General features: G+C 65.8%; 25 protein-coding genes and 1 pseudogene. 11 read left to right on the top strand and 15 right to left on the bottom strand.

Annotated elements, in window-relative coordinates; translation table 11 throughout:
• The first annotated feature begins 9 nt into the window (after positions 1-9).
• The 3 genes from ABZ827_RS10650 to ABZ827_RS10660 all read left to right on the top strand — a co-directional run bounded on the left by ABZ827_RS10650 (position 10) and on the right by ABZ827_RS10660 (position 3036).
• Positions 10-1176, top strand: a complete 1167-nt coding sequence (locus ABZ827_RS10650) for a cytochrome P450 (protein WP_357235930.1) — start codon at positions 10-12, stop codon at positions 1174-1176.
• A gap of 196 nt (positions 1177-1372) precedes the next feature.
• Positions 1373-1864 (top strand): RDD family protein, encoded by a 492-nt coding sequence (locus tag ABZ827_RS10655; protein ID WP_357235629.1) that lies wholly within the window; start codon positions 1373-1375, stop codon positions 1862-1864.
• Positions 1865-2061: 197 nt separating this feature from the next.
• Positions 2062-3036 carry a hypothetical protein gene (locus ABZ827_RS10660; RefSeq protein WP_357235631.1) on the top strand — a complete coding sequence of 325 codons (975 nt, stop codon included), beginning with the start codon at positions 2062-2064 and terminating at the stop codon, positions 3034-3036.
• Between the two features lie 587 nt (positions 3037-3623).
• On the opposite strand, the gene ABZ827_RS10665 is transcribed toward ABZ827_RS10660, so the two are convergent.
• Positions 3624-3917 (bottom strand): DUF397 domain-containing protein, encoded by a 294-nt coding sequence (locus tag ABZ827_RS10665; RefSeq protein WP_357235634.1) that lies wholly within the window; start codon positions 3915-3917, stop codon positions 3624-3626.
• Positions 3805-4704: a helix-turn-helix transcriptional regulator gene (locus ABZ827_RS10670; protein WP_357235636.1), complete on the bottom strand. Its 900-nt coding sequence runs from the start codon at positions 4702-4704 to the stop codon at positions 3805-3807. Before ABZ827_RS10670 ends, ABZ827_RS10665 begins: the two co-directional genes overlap by 113 nt.
• 371 nt (positions 4705-5075) lie before the next feature.
• On the opposite strand from ABZ827_RS10670, the gene ABZ827_RS10675 reads away from it, so the two are divergent.
• Positions 5076-5576, top strand: coding sequence for a hypothetical protein (locus ABZ827_RS10675; RefSeq protein ID WP_357235639.1), 501 nt, complete (start codon positions 5076-5078; stop codon positions 5574-5576).
• Positions 5577-6139: 563 nt separating this feature from the next.
• On the opposite strand, the gene ABZ827_RS10680 is transcribed toward ABZ827_RS10675, so the two are convergent.
• Complete coding sequence (locus tag ABZ827_RS10680; RefSeq protein ID WP_357235642.1) at positions 6140-7024, bottom strand: HNH endonuclease; 885 nt, start codon at positions 7022-7024, stop codon at positions 6140-6142.
• Between the two features lie 104 nt (positions 7025-7128).
• Between ABZ827_RS10680 and ABZ827_RS10685 the strand changes: the two genes are divergently transcribed.
• Complete coding sequence (locus tag ABZ827_RS10685; RefSeq protein WP_357235644.1) at positions 7129-7806, top strand: HAD family hydrolase; 678 nt, start codon at positions 7129-7131, stop codon at positions 7804-7806.
• 198 nt (positions 7807-8004) lie between these two features.
• Entirely contained in the window at positions 8005-8310 is a 306-nt protein-coding gene (locus ABZ827_RS10690) for a type II toxin-antitoxin system CcdA family antitoxin (protein WP_357235647.1), read from the top strand.
• 80 nt (positions 8311-8390) lie between these two features.
• Here the strand turns inward: ABZ827_RS10690 and ABZ827_RS10695 are convergent, their stop codons facing one another.
• The gene (locus ABZ827_RS10695) at positions 8391-9059 is read right to left on the bottom strand and encodes a helix-turn-helix domain-containing protein (protein WP_357235650.1); all 669 of its coding nucleotides are present in this window, start codon (positions 9057-9059) and stop codon (positions 8391-8393) included.
• 96 nt (positions 9060-9155) lie between these two features.
• Here ABZ827_RS10695 and ABZ827_RS10700 point away from each other — a divergent pair, with 96 nt between their 5' ends.
• From ABZ827_RS10700 to ABZ827_RS10710, 3 genes and pseudogenes are all read left to right on the top strand, one after another.
• Positions 9156-9722: an isoprenylcysteine carboxylmethyltransferase family protein gene (locus ABZ827_RS10700; RefSeq protein WP_357235653.1), complete on the top strand. Its 567-nt coding sequence runs from the start codon at positions 9156-9158 to the stop codon at positions 9720-9722.
• Positions 9723-9832: 110 nt separating this feature from the next.
• Positions 9833-10504 (top strand): hypothetical protein, encoded by a 672-nt coding sequence (locus ABZ827_RS10705; RefSeq protein ID WP_357235932.1) that lies wholly within the window; start codon positions 9833-9835, stop codon positions 10502-10504.
• 94 nt (positions 10505-10598) lie between these two features.
• Positions 10599-11110, top strand: a pseudogene (locus ABZ827_RS10710) (OsmC family protein).
• 121 nt (positions 11111-11231) lie between these two features.
• Here ABZ827_RS10710 and ABZ827_RS10715 read toward each other — a convergent pair.
• The 9 genes from ABZ827_RS10715 to kdgD all read right to left on the bottom strand — a co-directional run bounded on the left by ABZ827_RS10715 (position 11232) and on the right by kdgD (position 19965).
• Complete coding sequence (locus tag ABZ827_RS10715) at positions 11232-11480, bottom strand: hypothetical protein (protein WP_357235656.1); 249 nt, start codon at positions 11478-11480, stop codon at positions 11232-11234.
• A 356-nt stretch (positions 11481-11836) separates the two neighbouring features.
• Complete coding sequence (locus ABZ827_RS10720) at positions 11837-12085, bottom strand: hypothetical protein (protein ID WP_357235659.1); 249 nt, start codon at positions 12083-12085, stop codon at positions 11837-11839.
• Between the two features lie 189 nt (positions 12086-12274).
• On the bottom strand, positions 12275-12742 hold the full coding sequence (locus ABZ827_RS10725; protein ID WP_357235661.1) for a RidA family protein: 468 nt from the start codon (positions 12740-12742) through the stop codon (positions 12275-12277).
• 87 nt (positions 12743-12829) lie between these two features.
• A complete protein-coding gene (locus ABZ827_RS10730) occupies positions 12830-14479 on the bottom strand; it encodes an aminopeptidase P family N-terminal domain-containing protein (RefSeq protein WP_357235664.1) in 1650 nt (549 codons plus the stop codon).
• Positions 14480-14529: 50 nt separating this feature from the next.
• On the bottom strand, positions 14530-15309 hold the full coding sequence (locus ABZ827_RS10735; RefSeq protein WP_357235667.1) for an ABC transporter ATP-binding protein: 780 nt from the start codon (positions 15307-15309) through the stop codon (positions 14530-14532).
• A 15-nt stretch (positions 15310-15324) separates the two neighbouring features.
• Positions 15325-16350: an ABC transporter substrate-binding protein gene (locus ABZ827_RS10740; RefSeq protein ID WP_357235670.1), complete on the bottom strand. Its 1026-nt coding sequence runs from the start codon at positions 16348-16350 to the stop codon at positions 15325-15327.
• Between the two features lie 20 nt (positions 16351-16370).
• Positions 16371-17222, bottom strand: a complete 852-nt coding sequence (locus ABZ827_RS10745; RefSeq protein WP_357235673.1) for an ABC transporter permease — start codon at positions 17220-17222, stop codon at positions 16371-16373.
• Between the two features lie 139 nt (positions 17223-17361).
• Positions 17362-18978, bottom strand: a complete 1617-nt coding sequence (locus ABZ827_RS10750; RefSeq protein ID WP_357235675.1) for an aldehyde dehydrogenase (NADP(+)) — start codon at positions 18976-18978, stop codon at positions 17362-17364.
• Between the two features lie 60 nt (positions 18979-19038).
• The gene (gene kdgD / locus ABZ827_RS10755) at positions 19039-19965 is read right to left on the bottom strand and encodes a 5-dehydro-4-deoxyglucarate dehydratase (protein WP_357235678.1); all 927 of its coding nucleotides are present in this window, start codon (positions 19963-19965) and stop codon (positions 19039-19041) included.
• A 117-nt stretch (positions 19966-20082) separates the two neighbouring features.
• Here kdgD and ABZ827_RS10760 point away from each other — a divergent pair, with 117 nt between their 5' ends.
• The gene (locus tag ABZ827_RS10760) at positions 20083-21015 is read left to right on the top strand and encodes a LysR substrate-binding domain-containing protein (protein ID WP_357235681.1); all 933 of its coding nucleotides are present in this window, start codon (positions 20083-20085) and stop codon (positions 21013-21015) included.
• 95 nt (positions 21016-21110) lie between these two features.
• Here ABZ827_RS10760 and ABZ827_RS10765 read toward each other — a convergent pair whose 3' ends face one another.
• Positions 21111-21710, bottom strand: a complete 600-nt coding sequence (locus ABZ827_RS10765) for a TetR family transcriptional regulator (RefSeq protein WP_357235684.1) — start codon at positions 21708-21710, stop codon at positions 21111-21113.
• 94 nt (positions 21711-21804) lie between these two features.
• Between ABZ827_RS10765 and ABZ827_RS10770 the strand changes: the two genes are divergently transcribed.
• On the top strand, positions 21805-22599 hold the full coding sequence (locus ABZ827_RS10770; RefSeq protein ID WP_357235687.1) for an SDR family oxidoreductase: 795 nt from the start codon (positions 21805-21807) through the stop codon (positions 22597-22599).
• Between the two features lie 65 nt (positions 22600-22664).
• On the opposite strand, the gene ABZ827_RS10775 is transcribed toward ABZ827_RS10770, so the two are convergent.
• Entirely contained in the window at positions 22665-24707 is a 2043-nt protein-coding gene (locus ABZ827_RS10775) for a serine/threonine-protein kinase (RefSeq protein ID WP_357235689.1), read from the bottom strand.
• Between the last annotated feature and the right edge of the window lie 213 nt (positions 24708-24920).

The following is a 24920-nucleotide window of genomic DNA, read 5'->3' on the forward strand; positions in this document are numbered from 1 at the left end:
CGGGTTCCGTTGTATTCACCCGAATTCGCCGCCGACCCGCATCGCGCCTACCGGGAGATGCGCCGGCGCTGGGGTTCGCTGGTGCCCGTCGAACTCGCCCCCGGCGTCCCCGCCACCCTGGCCATCGGTTACAGCACGGCCTTACGCATCCTCAACGACCCCGATCGTTTCCCCGCCGACCCGCGCACCTGGCAGAAGCACATCCCCGCCGACTGCCCCGTCCTGCCCATCATGGAGTGGCGCCCCACCGCGAGCCGCAACACCGGCGCGGATTTCCAGCGCTACCGGGAGGCCATCACCACGAGTATCGGCAAGGTGGATCTGCACGCCCTGCACGCCACCGTGGAGAAGGCCGCCGTCCCGCTGATCAACGAATTCTGCGAAGCCGGTAGCGCCGACCTCATCTCCCAGTACGTTTTCCCGCTCACCTTCGCCGTCGTCAACGCCTTGCTGGGCTGCCCCGCGGAAATCGGCCAGCGGGTCGCCGACGGTATGGCGGCGCTCGTCGAAGCCGTCGACGCCGAGAACGGCAACCGGATGATCAGCGAGGCAATGCTCGAACTCGTCGACCTCAAACGCGCCGACCCCGGCAACGACATCACCTCCCAGCTGCTCGGCCACCCCGCCGAGCTGAACCAGGAGGAGATGGTGCACCAGGTCGCCGGCCACTACGGCGCCGGTATCGAATTCCAGCAGAACCTGATCGCCAACACCCTCCTGTTCATCCTCACCGACGACCGCGTCGGCAGCGGCGTCCTGGGCGGCAGCCTGTCCACTCTCGACGCCCTCGACGACGTCCTGTTCAACGACCCACCGCTGGCGAATTTCCTCATCACCTACCCCCGCCATCCCATCCTCGTCGACGATGTCTGGCTCCCCGCCGACGAACCGGTCCTCGTCAGCATGGCCGCCTGCAACAACGACCCCGCCGTCCGCTCCGACGACCACGTCGGCAACCGTTCCCACCTCGCCTGGGGCATCGGCCGCCACGCCTGCCCCGCCCAGTCCCTCTCCTACCTGATCGCCCAGAACGCCATCGATCAGCTCCTCGACGCGCTCCCGGAAATGGAACCGGCGCTACCCGGTGGCAAACCCACCTGGCGGCCGGGCCCGTTCCACCGCGCCCTGGCTGAGCTACCGGTGCGTTTCACCCCCTCTGCCAGGTTGAACCTGTAACTCGTCCCGGACACGAATCGGTGTCGACCGCGCCTCCGGCACCTGCATTTATGCCATCCTTGATGGTTGACGTGCACTGATCAGCACCTGACAGGCAAACTCAGCCGCAGCGTTCGCCAGGAGGCGTGATGATGCGATACCTTCGCCTTCGCTCCGGTCTCCGCCGATCGCATGTACTCCCATCGAAGGAGGAATCATGACCACAGGTGGATTCGACCCGGCATATGGTCAGGTAGACCCGACATTCGGCCAGACGACCGGGGTCGAAGCGGCCGGTCTGGGTAAACGCGCGGTGGCCCGGTTCGTCGACTGGATCATCGCCGCCATCGTCGGCTTCCTCTGCTTCTGGTTGATGGGGATCGTGGGCGACGTCCCCGACTGGCTCTCGGTCCTCCCGGGCGCCGGCTTCGGCTTCCTCTACTTCGTGGTCTTCGAGGTGGCCTCGGGCTCGACCCCGGGCAAGAAACTCCTCGGCCTCCACGTCAACGGATCGGGCGGCTCCCCGAAGCCGAGCCTCAAGGACTCCGCGATCCGCAACGTCTACATGCTGCTCAACCTGATCCCCTGGATCGGCGGCCTGCTGTGGTTCATCGCGGCGATCGCCATCGCGGTCACCATCAACTCCAGCCCGACGAAGCAGGGCTGGCACGACAATGCCGCGGGCGGCACGCAGGTCATCGACGAATAACCTGGCCTTCATTCTTCGATCGTCGGCGGTTTCCTTCGGATCACGCCGCCGGAACGGGAAGCGTGGAAGGCTGACGGGCATGCGTGCGCCGCCGACTGTTGTCGGTATCTATACGAGGTCGGATCGTCCGAGCACCCGAGGGCGGCGAAAATGCGGCTGACCGGTGAGGGTGCCATTGTTCCCCGACCATGAGCGGGGTGAGGCTGCTACTCCGCGACCTCCTGGACGGGGTATCCGGAGCTATCAAACAGATCGCGCGCGAGACGGCACGCGAGTACCGGCACACGAGCCGCATGCTCGGCCACGATCGTCGGTCCCTGCTGGACCTGCTGGTAGACGCCGATTCCGCCGGTTCGGTATTCACCCGGGCGGGTGCGGCCGCTCATGCCAGCACATTCCGTGGTCTAGGGCCGATTTATCGTCCGAGCCATGCTGAGGCAGCCATGGCGGCTCGGCGGATGGTGGACGAGGTGAAGTTCACCGGCGATATGGCGTTCGATGTGCTGGCGGCCAACGGCGTCGTACGCAAAATGCGTTCGGAGGACGGTGAACTGAGCGTATACAAGCCCACTCGCGGTGAACGACTGGAAAATATGGAGTGGTATTACGCCACTCGGGGAGCGCAGACGAGCCGCGAGATCGCGGCCTACCGTCTCAGCGAAATCCTCGGATTCGGCCGGATCCCGCCGACTGCCCGGACCCGGGGTGTGCCTGGCGACGACAAGCGGACCGGGCCCGGGATGATTCAGCAGTTCGTCGAGTCGAAGGCAGCCCGGGACGATACCCGGGACTACCCCCTGGTGCAGCGGCAACAGATGGCGATTCTCGACTACATCATGGGAGCCGAGGATCGGAACTGGGCCAACTTCCGGAGCGTGGAACGTGGCTACGACGTCGATATCGTAGCCCTGGATCACGGTCGTTGTTTTCCCATCACCGATCAACCGCTCGAGGCGAAGGTTCGCTCCCCATTCGTGATCGGCCAGGTAACCGGCGATTCCCCGCTCGACCCTGAGGTGCTGGCCGCGGTACGGGATATCGATACCTACCGGCTCATCGCGGCGTGGACCGATGCGGGCCTGGAACCGAAGGCGATCGACGGCGCGTTGGCGCGGCTTGTCAAGGTTCAGGAACTGGGCGATATCCCGAAGGACGCCCGGTGGGACTTCTGAGGAACACAGCGAGCGTCGCGGGCAGTCGGGACATTGTCCGGGCGCTCACCGGCATCGGAAACCGAGTGCTATGCGGTCGGGCTGTTCTCGGTCCACCCGGAACTCGGCGGTTGAGGTCGTATCGTCCGCGCCGGTTCCGCTCGTGGGTATGGGCAGCGAGCTGCCGTTGCGGAGGCAACTCATGTACGAATGCGGAAGAAAACCATGTGCAAATTCCTAAAATAACGGGTGCAGATTCCTAAAACGGATCGCTCTGGGCGTGGAGTATGACCCTCGGTTCCCAGGTCAACCGCCTGCTGGGTCGGCTGGCTGCGGGTGCGTTCGGTGCGGGATTGAGGGAAGCCGGTACGGCGCGGTGTAGGCGCCTCCGTCGGTTCGCGGCAGTGCCCGTACCGGCCAGTGTGACGGGCCCGGGGGTAGCAGGTAGGCGCGTGCCTCAGTACGTGACATGGCCACGCGGTAGTACCGCGCTCAGGTCGTGACGCCGAATAGCCCGAGACGTTGGATGGGGTTTGCGAACGGGACGAACACCGCCACCCGGTCGGCGAACTTCCGGGGTGGATTCAGATCAACGATGGTGGCTGCATTCAGCTGTCGGCTGAGGCCGCCCGGATGAATGCATCCCACTCCGCTGGGGAGAAGCGGAGCACGGGACCGCTTGGGTTCTTCGAATCACGAACACCGACCGTGTCGGAAAGATGCGCGACCTCGACGCATTCACCACCCGCTTGACTGTGGCTGCTCTTGAACCAGCGTGCGTCGGATAGGTCAGTGTGCACCGTCATGCTCCCTTGCCATACTCCTGAGCCACTGCCGACTATCGGTGTCGCCGAGAGCTCTGTTCCTGATGAGATCGTACGTGCGCAGGAAGCGTGCGACATCGTGGTCATTCTCGATGTACATATTGCCCACTACGCCCTCCAGAAAGACCACCGGCGGTTCCAAAGGTTCGCCTGGAGCCGACTCCCCGAACAGCAGGACCACGAATGGCGGCATGGAGATACCGCCCGGGAAGCCTGCCGAGGAGGGAAGCACACCCAGGTCGATGTTCTCTCTGGTCGACATGTCGGCCAGATGCCGGAGTTGCGCAGCCATTGCTTTGCGACTGCCTGCGACTCGTCGAGTGGCTGATTCACCCACCACTACGTCCAGCATCAAGGGCTGCGTTCGTCTGGTAATTGCCTTCTGTCGTTGCATTTTGAGTTGTACACGCCGGTCGTGTTCGTCCGCGCTCCAGTCGGGCCACCGTTCCTGTCCGAGCGAACGCTCGTAATTCTCGGTCTGAAGCAGACCTGGAACCAAGTCGGGTTGATACGCGATCATTTTGGACGCCGCTGCTTCCAGACCTACGTACACATCGAAATCCTTCGGGATCAAGTCTCCATACTGATGCCACCAGTTCTTGACGTTCGCCTGCTTGGCCAGGCCCACCAGCGCCGCTGTGAGATCTTCCGGCACTCCGTACAGGTCGCACGCGGCCTGGATATCCCGGGTCTTGATCCGTGAGTTCTCACCCTTCTCCAGCCGTCCCAGGCTCGTCGCCCCCATCTCCAGGAGTTGAGCGGCCTTGGCCTGGGTGTAGCCGGCACGGGTCCGCCATTCCAGCAGGTGCCTACCGAGTTGGCGTCGGGGCAGTGTGGATCCCACACCACCGGGCTCTTCAGGCATTCGATCCTCCGTTTCGGGGATAGCTGATTCACCGCTTCGGCGTAATCCCGCTACCTGGCACGGTTCCCGCGCTGGGGATTTCGAGAACTCTTGCCGGTGGCTCCGTTTCGGTGGGACTTCTGTCGCCGTGAAGTGTGTCATAGGACCGAACCAGGTGTCGCGACTTCCGAACATCCGCTGTACCAGGGCTTTCCGTAGCCCTTCGAAATGAGAGGCAGGAATTCATGATTAAGCCCATCGGGCGTTACCACCCCGACAGGCCTCGGGCCATCGGTTACCTCCGCACGGACGTGTCCGGACACAATCAGGACCGCCACACGGACGCCATCCGCCGTCTGGCTCGGCACCAAGACCACACCCTGATCTACATCGTGCGTCTGAACCGCGACTCCGTACTCGACCCGATCGGTCATGTCCTCGAAATCGTTCGCGCCACCGGTACAAGCACTGTGATCGTCCCCGACCTCGCCCATGTCGACAACCAACCCGGCCCCGTCTGCGACACCTGCGACCTCATTACCGTCTGCCCCGGACAACTCTGGATGAAAACCTGCTCCGCCGCGCAAATACGGTTCGAATCCACTTGGCTGCCCGAAAACTGGCAGAGCGAGCCCAGCGCCCAACTCCGAATCTTGGAGGCGCACCGAATCATGCAGGAACACAGGTCGTGCAATCCACTGACCTGCCCTCGCAAGGCGGCCGCATTCACCCGCCTCGTCGACGCCGGAAGACTCGTCCCCGCGACTCGCAGTCCTCGGGAGCGCGCCGCTGCCCGCGGACTCCTCTATCCCCGAGCCGCGACCACGGCCTACCTCGAAGGCCCATCGATCGCGCTACTCCGCCGCCTGCTCGCCAGCCTCGTCCAGGTGTAACCGTGACCGCTCACTCCAGCGTGCCGGATGGTCCGGACGTCCACCTCACTGTCTTCCTACATGGCCTCCGTTTGGACTATAGGGCCCACCCCATCGCTGCCCACCTCTTCCTCCGGGAATGGACAACCCACCACGGCGCCCACACCGCCGCAGTTCTTCCTGGTGACCCTCGGAACCTCCCGCGCCTCCCCTGCGAACGTCTCTACCTAGAACCCTGATCAGCACCGAGCTCCCAGGCCCCTCCGGCACGCACTCTGTCAGCCTGAGCGCGAGGATTCGCGAACTGGTCGGTTACCACGAAACGCGAGATTTGCTGCTGAAGCGTGCTGACGAAGCTTCGAATTGTCAGCGCAACGGCGCCTACATCATGGCAGTGATAGCCATCGGAAGCTTCGTTGAGGGAATGCATGCTGACCATGCTTGCACCGAGAGCGACGAGGACTGTCGCAATAATCTCTTTGTGGACAAATATGGCAAGTTCGCGACATTACATGCCGTGACGTCACGTTCCCGACGCGCGGCGCCGAACGGTCAGATGAGGCCGCGATGGCGGCAATATGCACTCAATGTGCAGCGATAAATTCCTCAAATCGCTCGGACAGCCTTTCTCTCGAGGGCTTGTCCGAACGTTTCGAGGGCAGGGATATTGTCCGCCCGTGCATCGCCTGCAAGCCGTGCCGTAGCATCGGCCCGTCCTTCTCTTCTAGAAGGGTCTCATTGATCTTCACTTCGTAGTCAGGTGAAATCCCCAAGAAGTTTAGGTCGTACGCGGCATGATGGATTTTGCAAAGACTCAGTCCGTTATCTACCTCGGCGCTACCGTGGGGTTTGGTATCGGCAATGATATGGGCGGCATCCAGTAAGCCTCCATGTTTCAGGTTGCAGACGGTGCACTGAACCCCGTACGCGTGGAGTACTCTTCCGCGGAACTCGGGCTGGTGAAGGCGCTGCTTAGTGACGCGTTCCGCGTAACGTCTTTCCAGGGGTCGCAGGTGGAGTGGATCGTCAATCGACAGTAGGCTCTTGTCTAATGCGATCAGAAATCGTCGGTTCTCTGGATCATCGGCGACCGCATAGACCGGAAAAACAGGGAAGAATACGCCGGTATCTATTTTCCGTAGAAGAATGAACGGCAGTTGAAGTTCGTATGCTCGTCGGAGTTTCCTGTTGTCGCCAGCAGTGCTTCCTTCTCGGTATGCATATGAGAACAGTGATTCCGTGAGCTCCTCGTCTGCATACCTTCCTTTCGGGTTGGAGAGGATGGAAAGTGTGGCGAGCATTGCCTTCGGGTTGCGGATCCCGCGGCTATGATCGATCAGCCTGTGTATTTCACCGTCGACGGAAAATTCCTGCAACTGTTGCCGGGTCACGATCCCGGTATCACGCACCATCTCGTCGAGGTGATCGAAGATCGCCTGTCGCAAGATGTTCTCTGCACTGATGTCCACCGTTGAAGTCTGCCAGGTCTGGGGGCGCGGCGTCAGCGGTTGTTATCGGATTCGGCGCCGCGGCAGCTTATTACAGGCCTAGTAGGGAGATGTTGGTACTGTCAGTGGCTCTGGTCGAACGCTATGGTGAGGGTGTGATCAGGGCTGTAGTTTTCGATGTGGGGGAAACGCTGGTCGACGAGACGCGCGAGTACGGGACCTGGGCTGATTGGCTGGGTGTACCGCGCCATACCTTCGTATCGGTGCTCGGTGCCGTCATAGCGGAGGGTCGCGACTACCGGGAAACGTTTCAAGTGTTCAAGCCTGGGTTCGACCTGGAGCACGAGCGGCGGAAGCGGATCGAAGTCGGTGCGGGGGAGTCCTTCGGCGAACCGGACCTGTATCCGGATGTGCGGTCGGCGTTATCCGGGCTTCGGGCGATGGGTGTTCTGGTCGGCGTGGCCGGCAATCAGACAGCGCGCGCAGGGAAGATTCTGCGGAGTCTCGACCTTCCGGCGGATTTCATTGCTACCTCCGATGATTGGGGTGTGCAGAAGCCGGCGTCCGGATTCTTCGACAGGGTGGTCGAGACGGCGGGGGTTGCGGCTGATGAAATCGTTTACGTCGGTGATCGGATCGACAACGACCTTGCGCCTGCCAAAAGGAGTGGGTTGCGTACCGCGTTCGTGAAGCGTGGGCCATGGGGGTGGATTCATGGTGAAAAGCCGGAGGTCGTCGAGCTGTCCGACTGGCAGATCGATGGCCTGGACGAGCTGGTTGGGGTAATCGCATCCGAGAAATGATGGCGGAGTAGATGTTCGGGAAAACGACAACCGCCGTCGCTCGATGGTGCCGCTGCGATGAAGTGTTGTTCTGTGTCGAAGTAGACCCGGTCTGGCTCGCCCAGGTCCACATCACCTGGCGGCAAGGGCTGGACCGGTCGCCGTGGTCCCGGGCCAGGCGCCTGACCATGCCGTGAACCGAGGGAGCAGGGTGGCTGTATGGCCAAACGTCAGAGAACGGTGACTATCGACGAAGAGATCTTGGCGAAGGTGCGTGAGCTGGCCGACGGGCACCTGTCTGCCGTTGTGAATGCGGCCCTGGCCGAGCATGTGGATCGGATGGCGCGTCGAGGCGCACTTCGCGATCTGCTGGATGGTTGGGAGCAGTCTGTCGGCCCGGTCGGGGACCACGATGCCAGTGAAGCTGTTGCCGCCTTCGACGAGCTCGAGGTACCGAGTAATGGCGCGAGATTGCCTGATGCTGCCGGTAGTCCTCGATTGCGCCGGGCTATCTGTGGCAGGTGAGCCGCAGCCGCCCAGACGGACGCAGGCACTGCTCGCCGAGGCATACCGCCGCGGAAGTGTAGTTTTGGTTCCGGTCTCGGTCAGGTGTGCTCGGGCTGCGGCGCCGGGCGTACGGAGTCGGGGGCGACTTCGGTGAAGCGTGCTTCCATTTCGGCTTCCTCGACGGCCGGTGCCATCGGCTCGGAGCGGGGGTGTGGGGACAGGCCGTCCAGGACGATTTGGAGATAGCGGGCGTTCAAACGTTCGGCGGCGTATCCGCCCAGTAGTGCGGATGGCTCTGGGCGGGCGGTGGCGATGGTGAGAATGTCCGCGACTGTCAGGTCCTGGCGGACCGCGCCGTCGGACTTGGCGCGGTCGAGCATCGAATCGACGGCTTGTGCGGCGTCCCGGCGGGCCTGTTGGAACTCGGCGTCGTCGCGCGTCTTCTCCAGTAGGTGGGGCAGCAGGATCGGGACGGGGTCGCCGAGGCGTAGCTCGTATATCCGCCGGAGAACCCGGGCCAGGCAGTGGTGGCCGTCCGGTTCCTCGGCCATCGCCGCCGTCACCTCGGCGACCACGCGGCCCATATTCCAGATCGCGACGGCTTTCAGTAGCGCGAATCGGTCAGGGAAGCGGCGGTAGAGCGTGCCGACCCCGACGCCGGCCGCTTCGGCGATCTCTTCCATCGGGACCTGGGTGCCGCGTGCCAGGAACAGTTCGCGTGCGGCCCGCAGGATTCGGTCGCGGTTGCGGGCGGCGTCGCTGCGCATCTCATCTCCTCGGGGAGTTCGTATCGTCATCGAGATCTTGCCTCGAGGGTAAACGGAAGAAATCATCCGCTTGCCGCGCTACCATCATATAAGTGGATGAAATCTTCCGGTTGGTTGGAGGTGGTGGCAATGATCTGGCGGCAGATTCGCACGATCGGGCCCTTCCCGGGCATGGTCACGGTGGTGATCCCGGGTCTGATCCTGTGGCTCATCGGTCCAGGCGCGGGATTCGACGATCTTTCGACAGCGGTACGGGCCGTCGCTATCGGCGTGGGGGTGGTGCTGCTCGTGCTCGGGTTCGGGTTGTTCGTGTGGACGGTCGCACTGTTCGCGCGGCGGGGGAAAGGCACGCTCGCGCCGTTCGACGCACCGACCGAGCTCGTGGTCGACGGTCCGTACCGGCATGTGCGAAACCCGATGTATGCCGGGGTCTTCGCGGTCCTCGCCGGCGAAGTACTGGTGTTCCAGTCGTGGACCGTGCTGGTGTGGTTCGCGGTCTTCGCCACGGTCGTGGCAATGTTCGTGCCGCGCAAAGAGGAGCGCTGGCTGATGGATCGGTTCCCGGACGAGTACGCCGCCTATCGGTCGCACGTTCCGCGCTGGATCCCGCGCCCGACGGGGTGGACACCGGAGTACGCCGGCCCTCAGCGATCCGGAACATAATCCGAAAGTGCTGGTACAGATACGTACTGGCACCACAGGGCCGGTTGCTGCGCTGGATACTGCGATAGGGCGCGCGGGTGCCGCGTGTCGAGCATGATCGACACGTGGATATGTGGGCGAGGGTGGATCGGGGCACGCGACGGTACTGGAAGACGTTCGGACGGCAGATCGACCTGGACGGGAAGCATTCCTGGCTGCGGGCTCCGGTGCTCGCCGATACCGCGGGGGTCGTCGAGGACAATTGGTTGCTCGCCGAGGCCGAGCGGGTCGGTGGATGGTTCGTCACGCGGTTCTTCGGGCGTCGGGTGGGGCAGCTGGCGTTGCCGATCCGGTCGCTGGATACCGCGCGGGGGATCGACAGCCGGGTCGAGCGGCTGGTCGGCGCGGACGGTGCGAATCGGGGTGCGGCCTGGTTGCGGACGTCCCGGGCGACCGGTGAATACATCTACAGCGGGTTCTATCGGGTGGCGCGGTTGCCGGGTTCCGATCAGCCGAGCGTGCATGTGTCGTTTCCGCTGCCGGTGGGGAATGTGCAGGTCTTTCTGCGACCGGAGGTCGGCGAGGACGGGGCGTTGCGGCTGGTGTCGCCGCCGGGAGCGTTCGGGGCCGACGGTGCCTATGTCACTGTGGTCGAGGGGGATCGGTGCTGGGCGGCGCGGATTCCGATCTACGAGGAGTTCCACGTGTTCGCCGATGGTGCGCGGCTGCTGCGCACAGACCACACATTGGCGCTCGGTCGTGCCACGGCTCTCGGGCTGCACTACCTGCTCATGCGTGATTGAGTCCGGCTGCGGGAATTCGCTCGCGGATCGTCGATTCGCCTCAACGCGAGCACAATCCTGGGCTCGGATTCGGCCGGCACCTAGCCTCACGGCCATGACCGTCGGTACTTCTCCGCTCAATGACATCACCGAGGCGACCACGAAGGCAGTGGCGCAGGACCCCGCGACGCCGCGGTGGTCTTCCGTGCGGTGGGAACTCCGCAGGGTGCGGTGGGCAGCACCATCACTGTGGGTGCTCACCGGATCCAGGTGGACGAACCGCCCGCTCTGGGTGGCGAAGATACCGCGCCCAACCCGGTGGAGGTGTATCTCGGCGCGCTTATTTCGTGCCAGGTCGTCACGTACCGGTTCTGGGCGCAGCGGCTGGGGATCGTGGTCGAGGATCTGTCGATCGAGGCAGAAGGTGACTTGGACGTCCGTGGGTTCTTCGGGATCGACGACCAGGTGCGTGCCGGATTTCAGGCCGTGCGGGTCCGGGTGCGGGTCACCGGGCCGGAGGCCGCGGAGCGGTATGCGGAATTACAGGCGGCGGTCGACGCGCACTGCCCGGTACTCGACCTGACCACGGGGACGACACCGGTCGAGACGACGCTCGAAACCGTCTGACGCACCGGCGCGCTCGGCGCACCCTGATTCCAGGGCGGAACCTCGCGTTCACCGAGGCGCGTGCACGGCCGGTCCAGGGGTGGGCGGCAGTGCGGTGTGCCGCACTGCCGCGTCGACGAGGTCAGTTCGCCTTGCAGACCCACTGCCATTCTTCGGTGCCGTAGTGTTCGGCGGCGTCCTTGTCCATGTGGAACCAGTCGAAGTGACCCGGTTTGCCGTCACTTGTGGTGCACGGGTCGCCGACTTTCTGGCCGTTCGGTGGTGGGGGCGGGCCGGGCTGTTCCGCTCCTGGGAGTCCGGGCAGATCGGCGCTGCCGGAGGGGAGTGCGGCGGCGGTGGCTCCCGAGAAACCCAGTACTGCCAAGGACATTGCCGCGATCATGCAGGCTTTCTTCATAAATGTGTCTCCAGTCGACATTCGTGCACGGCTGGTCCCGCGACCGGTGCGGGGTCGCAAGGGAGAACCGGAGCACGCCGCCCGCGTCCGAATCGGCCGGTCGTAGGAGCCGGGTGCCAGGGTAGTGGCGGAGCGGCCGGCCCGCGAGCCGGTGTGCTCAGGCCGCCCGCCCGGTGCGATCGCCCAGTGTCGCAACGATATCGACCGATCCACCCAGGCTCGCGGCAAATGCCCGGAAGCTCGCGCAGACCGAGGTTCGCGCACGGCTGGACCTGTGGGCGCGGCAGCGGTGCGGCGCCCTGGCGCGCCGCACCGCCGCGTTCACGAGGTCAGTTCTCCGCGCAGACCCACATCCATTCGGCGCCGTAGTGTTCGGCGGCGCCCTTGTCGAGGTGCACCCACTCGTAGTGACCCGGCACGCCGCCACCCGCGGTGCACGGGTCGCCCACCTTCTGGCCGTCCGGCGGCGGGGGCGGTCCGGACGGCTGTTCCGATCCCGGGAGTCCGGGCAGATCGGCGCTACCGGAGGGGAGTGCGGCGGCGGTGGCGCCCGTGAAACCCAGGACTGCCAGGGACATTGCCGCGATCATGCAGGCTTTCTTCATAAATGTGTCTCCAGTCGACATTCGTGCACGGTCGGCCCCCGCGACCGGTGAGGGTCGCAAGGGAGAACCGGAGCACGCCGCCCGCGTCCGAATCGGCCGGTCGTAGGAGCCGGGTGCCAGGGTAGTGGCGGGGTGGCCGGCCCGCGAATCGGTTCCCCTACTTCATTTCTCGCCGCGCACCGCGATGGTCGCGTCGAGTTCCACCAGGGCGCCCTGAGGGAGCACATGGGTGGGCAGTGCGGTGCGGGCGTGCCGGCCCGCGTCACCCAGTACGGAACGCAGCAGTTGGGAGGCGCCTTCGGCGACCGACGGCTGGTCGGTGAAATCGGGTGCGCTGGCGACCCAGATATCGAGTTTCAGTATCTGTTCGACATTCTCGAGGCCGACCGCGTCGTCGACCCGGGCCAGGAGATTGAGCGCCGAGGTTTCGGCGGCTGCGCGCCCGTCCTCGAGTGAAGCGTCCTGACCCACGCGGCCCCGCAGGATCTCACCCGAGGCGGTGCGTGAGATCTGGCCGGAGACCCAGAGCAGATTTCCCCAACGGGTGGTCGGCTCGTAGGAGTATTTCGGTGCGCCGAGCACGGGAAGCTCCAGCGATAGTGCCCGGAGGCGTTCGCGCACATCAGTCACGGTGATTCCCTTCGACGGCCGGGCGGGCGGCGTGGGCACCGCGCGCCGGCCCGGTCACGTACTCGTGTTCGGTGGTCTCGGCGGACGTCATCGTTTGCTCACGATGTAGGTGCGGTCGCGGCCGATGTACCACAGGTCTTCGGTGCCGATCGCCGCGTTCTCGTAGCGCCAGGGGATTTCGGCGGCGCCGTAGGAACCGACGTCGAGGACGTGCTTGTATCCGGGCCGGAGTTCATTGGCGAAGGATTCCTGTTTGCCCATGAGGTGGCCGACATTGCGTTTCCGGTATTCGGTGTTGAAATCGACTTCCGTGCCGAGCATCCCGATCTCGACCATCCGGTCGAGGTGGGGCGCCAGGTAATTCAGGGTTCCCTCGTGCACGTCCTCGCAGATCACGCCGGGCTTCAACTGTCCGATGATGCCGTCGCGTACGACATCGAAGAAGAAGGCGTAGGCCTCTTTCGCGCCCGGGGTGCGGGGCAGGGAGCGAGCCATATCGGAGGTGGCGACGATGACCCCGTCGATGACGATCCGGACGCCGGCGTCGAGCTGGATGCAGGTGGTGTCGGCATTGATCGGGTAGTCGACGGGTGGCCCGGGGAACAGCATCCGGTTGGACGAATGCAGATTGGTGAAATACGGCTCGACGGCGAAGGGGATCGCGTTCGCCGTCCGGAACTCCACGATCTTGTCGGCGTACACGGCATAGATATCGAGTTCGGTGAACTCGCGGCCCGCGTCGAGGCCCGCCTCGGCCCAGGCCAGCGCCTCCTCGATGGCGAAAACGCTCGCCCGGGCGGCCACCACCTGGAAGGCCAGGTCCTCGTGGTCGCGGATATCGCGCCAGTGTCCGAGTTCCCGGGATACCGGAACCAGTTCGGCCTGTTCACGTTCGAGCTCGCGGGCCAGTCCGACGCTGATCCATTCGTCCTCGACACCGGTGCGCGGGCCGCCGGCGAGTTCGCGGACGGCGGCGCCCACCGACCCGAACCGGCCGGCGGGTACACCGGGAACACCGTCGGTGTTCTCGGGTGCCAGGACGAGCAGTTTCTCCTCGCCGGGCAGCCAGAGCGCCACCGCGCCCTCCGGCTGCGCGACGCCGGTGACCTCGGTGAAGTTCGGTGGGGCGGCGATCAGGAGGGCGTCCAGGGACCGCTCGGCGACCAGTGCCCGCAGTGCCGAGTACCGGGTGTCCGCGGTGGCGGTGAACTCATCGGCCAGGCCCGCGAGATGTTCGACATCCGCGATCAGCCGGCGCGCGGTCTCGATACCGGTGCCGCGCCACGCGGCGAATCGGGCCAGGACCTCGTCGAGGTCGAGTGCGTACGCGACCACCGGAGTCTCGTCACGATCGTCGGCGGTGACCTCCAGAGCGCCGGCCAGCGTGCGGTAATGGCTGTACACCACATCGGCCGCGAGGTGCACGGCCGAGCCATCGGCGAGTTCGCGGACCAGACTGGTGAGGGATTCCGCGGCCGGAGTATCGGCGACCACGCGGGGGTCGATGGTGACCCAGGGGGCGTAGAACTTGATCCGGTCCTTCGGGACTCCGGCCGAGAGCGCATTGCCCTGCTCCTGCTGGCGCACGAGCAGGTATTCCTGCTCACCGGTGCGGGCGATCAGCGGTGCCACCAGTGGGTAGGAGTCGAGGCGGATCGCGGAGAAGAGGAGACTCTTGCGCGCGTCGAGGCCGTAGGTGCGGGCTACCTGCGCGGTGTCAGCGGTGATGTTCAGCATTTCTTCCCTCTTGACTATCTGATTTCGAGCGTCGGCCGGGTACGTGCGTGTCAGCTGATCCCGGTGGTCACTCCGATATGGGATTCGATCTCGGTGGCGTAGTCGGAGAACTCTTTCGAGAACCGGTGTTCCTTACCGCGGGGGCGGGGGAGGTCGATCGCGATATCGGCGACGATCCGGCCGGGGCGGTCGCCCACCACGACCACCCGGTCCCCGAGCCACACCGCCTCGGGGATGCTGTGCGTGACGAACAGGACGCTGCATCCCGTGGTCTGCCAGATGCGCTGGATCTCGAAGTTCATCGAATCGCGGGTCATGGCGTCGAGCGCGCCGAAAGGTTCGTCCATCAGCAGCAGTTCGGGGTGTGAGACCAGGGCGCGGCAGATGGCGACCCGCTGCTGCATCCCGCCGCTGAGTTCATAGGAGTAGCGGGTGGCGCGATCGCCCAGCCCGACCATCTCGAGCAGTTCCTGGGCGTAGCGCCGGGATTCGTCGGTGCGAGTGCCGCGGAACTCGAGGGGGAGCAGCACGTTGTCGATATTGTTGCGCCACGGCAGCAGGACCGGGCTCTGGAACACCATGGCGATATCTTCGATACCGTCGCTGATCGGCCGGCCCTTGACCCGGATTTCGCCTTCGGTGGGCTGCTGCAGACCGGAGATCGTTTTGAGCAGTGTGGTCTTACCGCTGCCGGACTGTCCGACGATCGAGACGAACTGTCCGGGTTCGACCTGGAAATCCAGTCCCGAGAGGACGGTGTTGTCGTGACCGTCGCGGGAGCGGAAGGTCACTCCGACATTGTCGACCGAGATGGCGTATTCGTTGTTCATATGGCCCTCCGGCTGTTACGGGGCTTGGACGGTCTCGCCGCGGCGCACCGGCGTGAGGTAGTCGTTGCTGTAGATGTCTTCGGGAGTGAGGCCGCTGTCCGCCTTCAAGCCCAGGAACCGCTGGGAAATATCGAGCATTTCGTGGATACCGGCATCGCTCATCACCCCGAATTGATCCGCGGATTCGTCGTCACCCCAGTTGAGCGAGCATTGTTCGCGGATCGCGAGGGCGATGGTCTCGGTCGTGTAGCCGCTCACATGCCGCTGGAAATCGCTCGCGGCATCGTCGGGGTGGTCGCACGACCACAGGAAACCCTTCTGCATCGCCCGGTTGAAGCGGCGCACCTGGTCGGGATCGCTGCGGAGCTTCTCGTCGGAGACGATGATTCCGTTGCCGTAGAGGTCGATACCCAGATCGGACCATTTCAGCACGACGGCTTCCCGGCCGAGTTCGGCGATGGTGGGCTGATCGGAGATGTACAACGCGAGGTTGGCATCCCATTGGCCCGCCAGCAGTCCGGGCAGTTTCGATCCGCTCGACGCGTGGACGACGTCGACATCGTTTTCGGTGAATCCGAGCTTGCTCAGGGCGTACGGCCACATGGCGGTCATCGCGCCGGCACCCTCGGTGGCGAGAGTTTTACCCCGCAGGTCCTCCCAGCCCTTGATACCGGAATCGGCCAGCCCGACGACCGCGTACGCGGACCGGGCCTGCAGCAGATTGACCTGCTTCACCGCGGCGCCACGCCCCTGGCTGATCACGGTGCTGCCGAAATCGGCGAAACCGGCGTCGACCTTGCCGGTCTCCACGGAGGTGACCGTATTGGTCGAACCCGACCCGGGCATCACCGTGAGGTCGATACCCTCCGCTTCGAAGAAGCCCCGGTCGGCCGCCGCGAAGAACGGCGCGTGCTTGGGCAGATAACCCACGTCCATCATGAGGGTCATCGAGTTTTCGCCGCCGCCGCTCGTACAGGCCGGCAACGCTGCGAGCAGCATGGCCCCGGCGATCGCGGCGATAGTGCGTCTCGGTTTCCGCATCACAGTCTCCGATTTCCCGATCACTTCGCGTGGTTCTTCCACGGGATCAGCTTTCGTCCCGCGAAATCGACCAGGAAGAACAACGCCAGGGCGATAGCGGCGAGCACGATGAACGCCGCGAACATCGAGGGCAGATCGACCTGGCTGTTGGCCAGCAGGATCACATACCCCAGCCCCTCCGAACCGGCGATGAACTCACCGACGACCGCGCCGCCCACGGCGAGCGAGATGGAGATCTTCGCGCCGGAGAAAATCGAGGGAAGCGCGTAGATCATCTCGATCTTCGTCATCTTCTTCCACTGCGACGCCCTGTTGATCCGCGCTAGCTCCTGCAGCTCGTGCGGAACCGAGCTCAAACCGTCATAGGTATTGATGACCAGCGGAAAGAATGCGATGGCCATCGCGACGAGCGCCTTCGATTCGAAGCCGAAGCCGAACCACACGATGAACAGCGGAGCGAGCGCGACCTTCGGAATGGTGTCGATCGCGACGAGCGCGGGGTAGAGGAAACTGCGGATGGTGGGTGAGTAGTGCAGGGTCGCCCCGCACAGCACACCCAGCGCGGTGCCGAGCGCGAAACCGGCGAGCGCCTCCTGCAAGGTGACGAAGGTATTGGTCGCGAAGTATTCGGGACGTTCGAACAATTCCTGGAAGGCGGCGGTCGGGCCGACGAGCAGAAACTCCGGCGGATCGAAAATGATCACCAGCAGTTCCCAGACAACGAAGAGCCCGACGATCCCGGCGACAGCTTTCGCGCCTGTCACCAGTGAATCGCGGCGGAGCATCCCGGGCCGCGACACCGTTCGTTCGCGGGCCCCCGCGGCGGGCGCCTGCGTACCCGGCCGGTCCGAGCCGATTTCAGAGATGGCCATGCCGGCAGCTCCCATCACCAGGTGCGTTCGGCACGGATATCGAAAACGATCGAGCTGTCATTGGATCCTCACAACACTAGAAGGGATGCGACACGCGACTCGGTGTGACCGGAACCGGTCGCACCACCGCCGGAGCCGGTCAGCCGGCGCTCTCGGCGGACAGCGCCTTTCGACCGGGCTCACCGTCGAGCCGGCGCCATACGCCGAGCGGATTGTCGTCGCATACCTCGGCCGGCAGCAGCGCTGCCGGCACGTCTTGATAAGCCACCGGGCGCAGGAAACGCTCGATCGCCAGGGTCCCGACCGAGGTGGTCCGGGAGTCCGTCGTGGCCGGGTACGGGCCACCGTGCACCATTGCGTGTCCGACCTCGACCCCGGTGGGCCAACCGTCGAACAGAATACGACCCGCCCGTTCCTCCAGAAGCGGCAGCAGCGCGGCGGCCAGCGGGTGATCGGCCTCCTCGGCGTGCACGGTCGCGGTGAGCTGACCTTCCAGGGCGTTCACGGCCGCGGTGAGCTCGGTGGCGTCGGTGCAGCGGACCAGCAGCGAGGTCGCGCCGAAGACCTCGGCCTGCAATGCCGGGTCGGCGAGGAACCGGGAACCCGCCACGGTCAGCAGCCGGGCGGCACCGGCCGCCGCACTGTCGGGTCGGGCACCGTGGGCGAGATCGTCGACGCCGTCGCGTGCGGCCAGCGCCGCGCCACCGGCGGCATAGTGCTCGGCTATATCGCCGGTGAGCATGACGGCGCCGGCGTTCGCGGCGACCGCCTCGCTCGCCGCCGCGGTGAACTCATCGAGTCCCGGGCCGTCGACCGCCAGCACCAGGCCCGGATTGGTGCAGAACTGTCCGGCGCCCAGAGTCAGCGATCCGGCGAACGCCGTCCCGAGGTCGGCGCCGCGGGCCGCGAGGGCAGCCGGAAGCAACAGCACCGGGTTGATACTGCTCATCTCCGCGTAGACCGGGATCGGTACCGGACGTGCCGCGGCCACGGCCGCGATCGCCGTCCCGCCGCGGCGTGATCCGGTGAAACCCACCGCGCGGATCCGGGGATCGCTCACCAGCTGGGTGCCGATCTCGTTTCCGCTGCCCACCAGCTGCGAAAACGTTCCCTCGGGCATACCCGTATCGCGTGCGGCGTCGGCGATCGCGCGAGCCGCAAGCTCGGCGGTGCACAGATGCGCCGGATGCGCCTTGACCACGACCGGGCATCCTGCGGCGAGGGCCGACGCGGTATCACCGCCGGCCGTGGAGAAAGCCAGCGGGAAATTGCTCGCGCCGAAAACCACGACCGGGCCGAGCGCGATCCGGCGCTGCCGGATATCGGGGCGCGCGGCGGAACCGGATCGTGCCGGGTCGATCCGGACACCCTGCCAGGTCCCCGAGCGCAGCTCGGCGGCGAACAAACGCAGCTGACCGCTGGTGCGGCCCACTTCGCCGATCAGCCGCGGCCGCGGTAGCGCGGATTCCGCGTGCGCGCAGTCGACCAGTTCGTCCCGGCGTTCGTCGAGCAGTTCGGCGATGCGGTCCAGGAAACCGGCGCGCTGCTCGGGGGAGGTCGACCGGTACACGGGGAATGCCTGCGCGGCCAGTTCGCAGGCCCGGTCGATCTGCTCGGCCGAGGCAGCCCGGTACGCCGGGCCGAATGCTTCGCCGGTGCGGGGATCGGCCGAGCGCACCTCGTCGGCTCGGCCCTGGACTGATTCGAGTCCGATGACCAGTGCGCCGGTCGGTCGGATCTGTGGGCTGGCGGTCACGGGTGTCTCCTTCGGAGTCGATACGGGGGTGTATCGATGGTGGTATCTCGCGGGCGGGACTCAGACGGTGAGGGACTTCGCCTTCTCGACGACGTCACCCAGCATGGCCAGCTCGGAATCGTCCAGATCGGTGAGCGGCGGCCGCACCGGGCCGGCCGAATGCCCGACGAGTGTCATACCGGCCTTGACCACGCTGACCGCGTACCCGGCCTTGCGGTCACGGATCGCGGTGTAGGGCAGGACAACCTCGTCGAGCAGCCGGCGAACGGTCGCCCGGTCCTGCGCCCGCACGGCCGCGTAGAAGGTCAGGGCGAATTCCGGCAGGAAGTTGAAGATCGCCGAGCTGTAGGTGGTCACACCCAGCTCCAGGTACGGCAGCGCGAAGGTTTCCGCTGTCGGCAATCCACCGATGTACACCAGCCGATCGCCCAGCCGGGAGTGGATCCGGGTGATGGCCTCCAGATCCCCGACGCCGTCCTTGAACCCGATCAGATTCGGGCAGCTGTCGGCGAGCGCGGCCACGGTCGCCGCCGTGTACACGGCATTCGCGCGGTTGTAGAGCACCACGCTCAGTGAGGTGGCGGCACAGACGGCACGCACATGATCGATGAGGCCGTCGGCGGAGGCCTCGGTGAGATACGGCGGGAACAGCAGCAGGCCGTCGGCGCCGGCCGCTTCGGCATCGCGGGCCATCGCGACCGCGGTGGCGGTGCCGTATCCGGCCGGGGCCAGGATCGGGGTGCCCTCGGGTGCGCTGGCGACGGCGGCCCGGACGACCCGTCCGACCTCTTCGGGAGTCAGCGAGAAGAACTCACCGGTGCCCCCCGCCGCGAACAGTCCGGCCACTTCGTACTTGCCGAGCCGGGCGATGTTGTCGCGGTATGCCGCCTCGTCCACCACCAGATCCCGGGTGAAATGCGTGACCGGGAACGACAGCAGGCCGGAGCCGAGCTGTGTGGCGAGTTCGGTCGGGGTGAAGGCGGGCATCAGCGTTTTCCTCCTGCGGGTTGCGAGCCGTTCGCTAGTGGCTGAGACCACAGTAGAAAGCTGGAGTGATGCATGTCCAACACTGTTTCCGCATCCACCGATACCTATAATGAATCGGTGTTTACGCTGAACCAGCTGGAGAGCTTCGTCGCGGTCGCCGAAACCCTGCACTACGGGCGGGCAGCGCAGCGGCTGTCGATCAGCCAGCCGCCGTTGTCCCGGCGGATCCAGCTACTGGAACGGGAGCTGGGCGTCGAACTGTTCGACCGGACCGGCCGCGCCATCCGGCTCACTACCGCGGGCCAGGCGTTCCTCGCTGACGCCCGGCGCATCCTCGGAATGTCCGAGCAGGCGGCGCTGACGGTGCGGCGTGTGCCCGCCGGTGAGATCGGCACGGTGGCGATGGGTTTCACCGCATCGGCGGCTCATTCCGTACTCGACGCCTTCGTCGCGGCCGCGCGCACCCGGTTACCGGGTGTCGATCTGGTGCTCCGGGAACGGGTGTCCGGCGCGCAACTCGAGGAACTGAATTCCGGTGAACTGGATCTGGGTCTGGTTCGGCCCCCGGTTCGCGGAGCCGGTCTGGCTCATCAACCGTTGTATCGGGAACCGTTACTGGCCGCGATCCCCGCCGGGCATCCGCTGGCCGCACCCGGCCGGAAACCCCAGGTGCGCGACCTCGACGGCGAGCCGTTCGTCATGTACTCGCCGGCGGAAGCGCGATATTTCCACGAGGTCCTCGTCGGAGTTTTCCGCAGCACCGGTATCGCGCCGCAGTACGTACAGCACCTCAGTCAGGTGCACACGATCCTGGCGCTGGTCCGGGCCGGGCTGGGACTCGCGCTGGTCCCGCGGGCGGCGGAAGCGCTCGGCGTGGACGGCGTCGTCCTGCGCCCGGTGGACGGGATCGACGGCGAACCCGTCGAACTCGTCCTGGCCTGGCGCGAGACGGACGACAACCCGGCCGTCCACGCCGTCCGGGACCTCGTCATGGAGGTGGCCGGTCGAGATTATCCGCCGCACCGGCCGCTGCCGGATCCTCGTCGGTAGCCGTTGGCATCGGTGCGGCCGCAGGGTTCCGATGGCGAATATCGCCATGCGCCCGCGGAATCGGTGAACGGAACGGTTTCGTGGTCGCGTACGCGCTACCGGCCTGCGGCCGCGGCGAGTATGCGCGCGGTTTCGATCACTGTTTCGCGGCGGCGGGCCCAGGCGGCCCGGTCGGTTTCCTCGTCCAGGACCATGCGGCACATTCCGGGGACCGCGAAGTTCCAGGTGATCAGTCCCATAAGGGTGAACAACAGGTCTTGGGCGGCGCGGACGCGTGTGTCCTCGGGGAGGTGCGCGGCCGTACCTCCGTCTACGAGCTGATGAACCTTCTCGCGGAAACCGTCGCGGCGCTCCCGCTCGCTGTCGTCGGGTTCGTCGGGGGTCTCGAGCGCCTCCCATAGCTGCAACCTGACGAGCTCGGGATGTTGCCGGTACCAGTCGAACATCTGCCCGACCGATTCGGCGACTGCGTCGGGATCGATGGATACGGCGGCACGGACCTCCTCCAGTTTCGCCCGCAAGATGGCGGCGAACAGTTTCTCCTTGCTCCCGAAGTACAGGTAGATGGCCTGCTTGTTGGCCTTGGCGGCCGCCGCGATCCGGTCGATCCTGGCGCCGGCCAGGCCGTGCTCGGCGAACTCGGCAGCGGCGGCGGCGAAGATCCGCCGCCTGGTGTCCTCCGCGTCATATGCCATGACGAAATTAAACCATCCAGTTGACTCCGTTCGGTTCAGGAGGCAGGATCACAGTAAAACAACTCGATGGTTTATTTGATCGAAAGGCGCTCCTATGGGCACTGCAACCGCCATCCCCGTTCGTTCACCGTTGTCCAGCGCCCTCGCCGGTACGACTGCAGTTCTCATCGGGGGCAGCTCGGGTATCGGGCTGGCGGCGGGCGTCCTGCTGCGTTCCGTCGGTGCCCGCGTCGTACTGGTCGGCCGCGACCCCGACAGGCTGAAGGCCGCCGTCTCCCGGGTACGCGGCGTCGACCCGGCGCAGGACGCCGACGATGCCGTGCTGGACGTTGTGGGCGACGGCGGCGACGAGCGGACGCTCGCCGAGGCGTTCGACAGGGCGGGCCACGTCGACCATGTGCTCGTCACCGCGGGCGGTATGAGCGGCGCCGGCCCGGTAACCGGGCTGTCGGCCGACGATATCCGCACGACCCTGGAGTCTCGACTGCAATCGGCTTTCGTCGCCGCCCGCGCGTCGGCGAGCCGGCTTCCCGCGGGCGGCTCGCTCACCTTCACCTCCGGAATCCTCGTGGTTCGCCCACTTCCCGGGATGACTGCTCCACTATCGGTCACCGGTGCCGTGGAAACCCTCACCAGGGCTCTCGCCGTGGAGCTCGCCCCCGCACGGCAACGCGTGAATGCCTTGCGCTTCGGGCGAATCGACACTCCGCTCCTGCGTTCGCTGCCGGGGCTGGACTCCGACGACGCGGTCGCCGCCGCCGGATCGACCGCGCCCCTGGGCCGTTTCGGCACGGCCGAGGAAGCCGCCGGCTCGGCGCTCTTCCTCATGGCCAACAACTACATCACCGGCCAGATCATCACGGTCGACGGCGGTGAGACCCTCACCTGACCCGCTAGGTGGGCGCGGTGCGGTTGTCGATAGCCCCTCGGGTCGCTGAACTCGGCCACCAGCTGTCAGCGGCTGATCACCGAGATCGCGGTTACTTCGGCGGTATAGGCGGTGCCGCGGGAGGTGTCGACCGCGATGGCCTTGGCCGAGCCACCGGGAGTGAGATCGACTGTGCCGGTGACGCTTCGAGTGTCCATATCGATCGCCATGACGTCGTGATAGTTGGCGACGTAGACGGTCCGGGCGGCGGGGTCTACCGCGATATCGAGCGCATTGCCGAACTCTATGGGGACGGATCCCACAACCTTCCGTGAACCCCCGTCGACGATCGACAACCACCGCTCGTCCTCGCCGCCGTCCTCGGGGCTTCGCATGAGGGTGGCGTAGACGGTGTGGGTGGTGGGGTCGACTGCGACATCCAGTGGACGTGTGTGCTCTCCCGACGGGATGAGTTCGGTCCGGGCACGGGTGCGGGTATCGATCACTTCCAGGCCCTTCTCGCCGGTGACGTAGAGGGTGTGTGCGCCGGGGTCGAGAGCCGCTTGCGGAGTTACGGAGAAGTCGCCGGGCACGGTGGCGGTCACCGTATGGGTGCGGGTGTCGACCACCGCCACAGCGGGCGTACCGATGACGTAGGCGGTTCCGTTCTCCGGGTCGGGCACCACATCGGACGGCTGGAAGCCGACCGCGACGGTGGCCACGACCGCGCGGGCGCCGGGGTCGATCACCGAGACCGTCTCTGTGGCTGGATCGGGAACGTAGAGGTTGTGGGTGGCCGGATCGACAGCCGGCGACTCCGGTTTCCCGCCGACCGGAACGGTCGCGACCACTTGCCGGGTACCGGTGTCGATCATCGATACCGAGCCCTCGGTGGGGCTGGTGGCGTACAGCGTCTGGGTGGACGGGTCCACCGCGATTCCGGTCACGGATATGTCGAGCGGGATGGTCTCGGAGAGGCCGACATGCCGGGACTTCCCGCCGGAACTCGATGTGGTCAACGCCAGCGTCGCGACGACGAGCGCGGCGACGACGAGTATCGAAAAGACGATGAGGAATTCGGGGGAGAGTATGCCTCGCCGCGGACGGGTGGGGTGCACAACCGGACCGCTTCCCGCACGTATCGGGTCGGCGACCTGGGTAACAGCGATGCGGCGGTCGTTCTCGGTGCGCGCGTGCGCGGGCGCACCGGCGGAATCACCGGATGTGCCCGGCGCGACGGCTGTTTCCGCTGTCCGCGAGTAGCGGGGCGCGGAGAGACCCTCGTCCATGGATGCGGGCGCCGGGTGCGGGGTCGCGGCGAGCAGGCGCTGCGCCCGGCGGGCGGCGTCGGCGAGTTCCGCGGCGGTGGCGTAGCGCCGCTCGGGGTCCTTTTCCATACCGTGCGCGACGACCTCGTCGAACGGCCGCAGCTCCGGCCGGGATGCCCCGGGGTGCGGTGGCGGAGTAGTGAGATGGGCCGCGATCTGCTGCTCGGCACTGTCTCCCGGGAACGGTCTGCTGCCGGTGAGACATTCGTGCAGGACACACGCCAGTGAGTAGACATCGGCCCGTGGATCGGCCCGGCCCGTGGTGAATCGTTCGGGCGCCATATAGGCGAGGGTGCCGACGGTGGTGCCGGTGCCGGTGAGGCCGGTATCGGCGGTGGAGCGGGCGATACCGAAATCGATGAGGTACGCGAAATCGCGTTCGGCGAGCAGGATATTGCCGGGTTTGACATCGCGATGCACCAGCCCCTCGGCATGGGCCGCGTCGAGCGCCGCCGCGACCTGGTCGACGATATCGACCGCCATATGGGGCGGCAGCGGTCCGTTCCGGGTGAGGGCGGTCGACAGATCGGTACCGGTGATGAGCCGCATATCGAGGTACAGGCGGCCGTCGATAGCGCCGTAGTCGTGGATCGGCACGATATGCGGCTCCCGCAGCCGGGCCGCGGCGTGGGCTTCGCGGCGGAACCGCTCGCGGTACTCGGCATCGGACGACAGATGCGCGGGCAGGACCTTGACCGCTACGACCCGGTCGGTGGCCGTGTCGTAGGCGCGGTACACCTCGCCCATCCCGCCCGCGCCGATCTTTTCGCGCAACCGGTAGCGGCCGAAGGCCTCATCCATGATTTCCTCCCCGATCACGGGACACAGGACTCGGATCGTCGTGTCGTATGTCCACCCGGAACATCATGGTGCAAGGCAGCCGCCCGGCGCATCTCGACTCGGAGCTACCGGCTCCCCGTATCACCGTCGCGGTCGGGGAGGTGCCGCAACCGCGCCGGCGGAGTGCATCCGGACACGTGCACTCCGCCGGCCATCGCTGTTCGTGCGACCGCA

It is taken from the genome of Nocardia sp. NPDC019395 (assembly GCF_040632335.1).
GTDB lineage: Bacteria > Actinomycetota > Actinomycetes > Mycobacteriales > Mycobacteriaceae > Nocardia.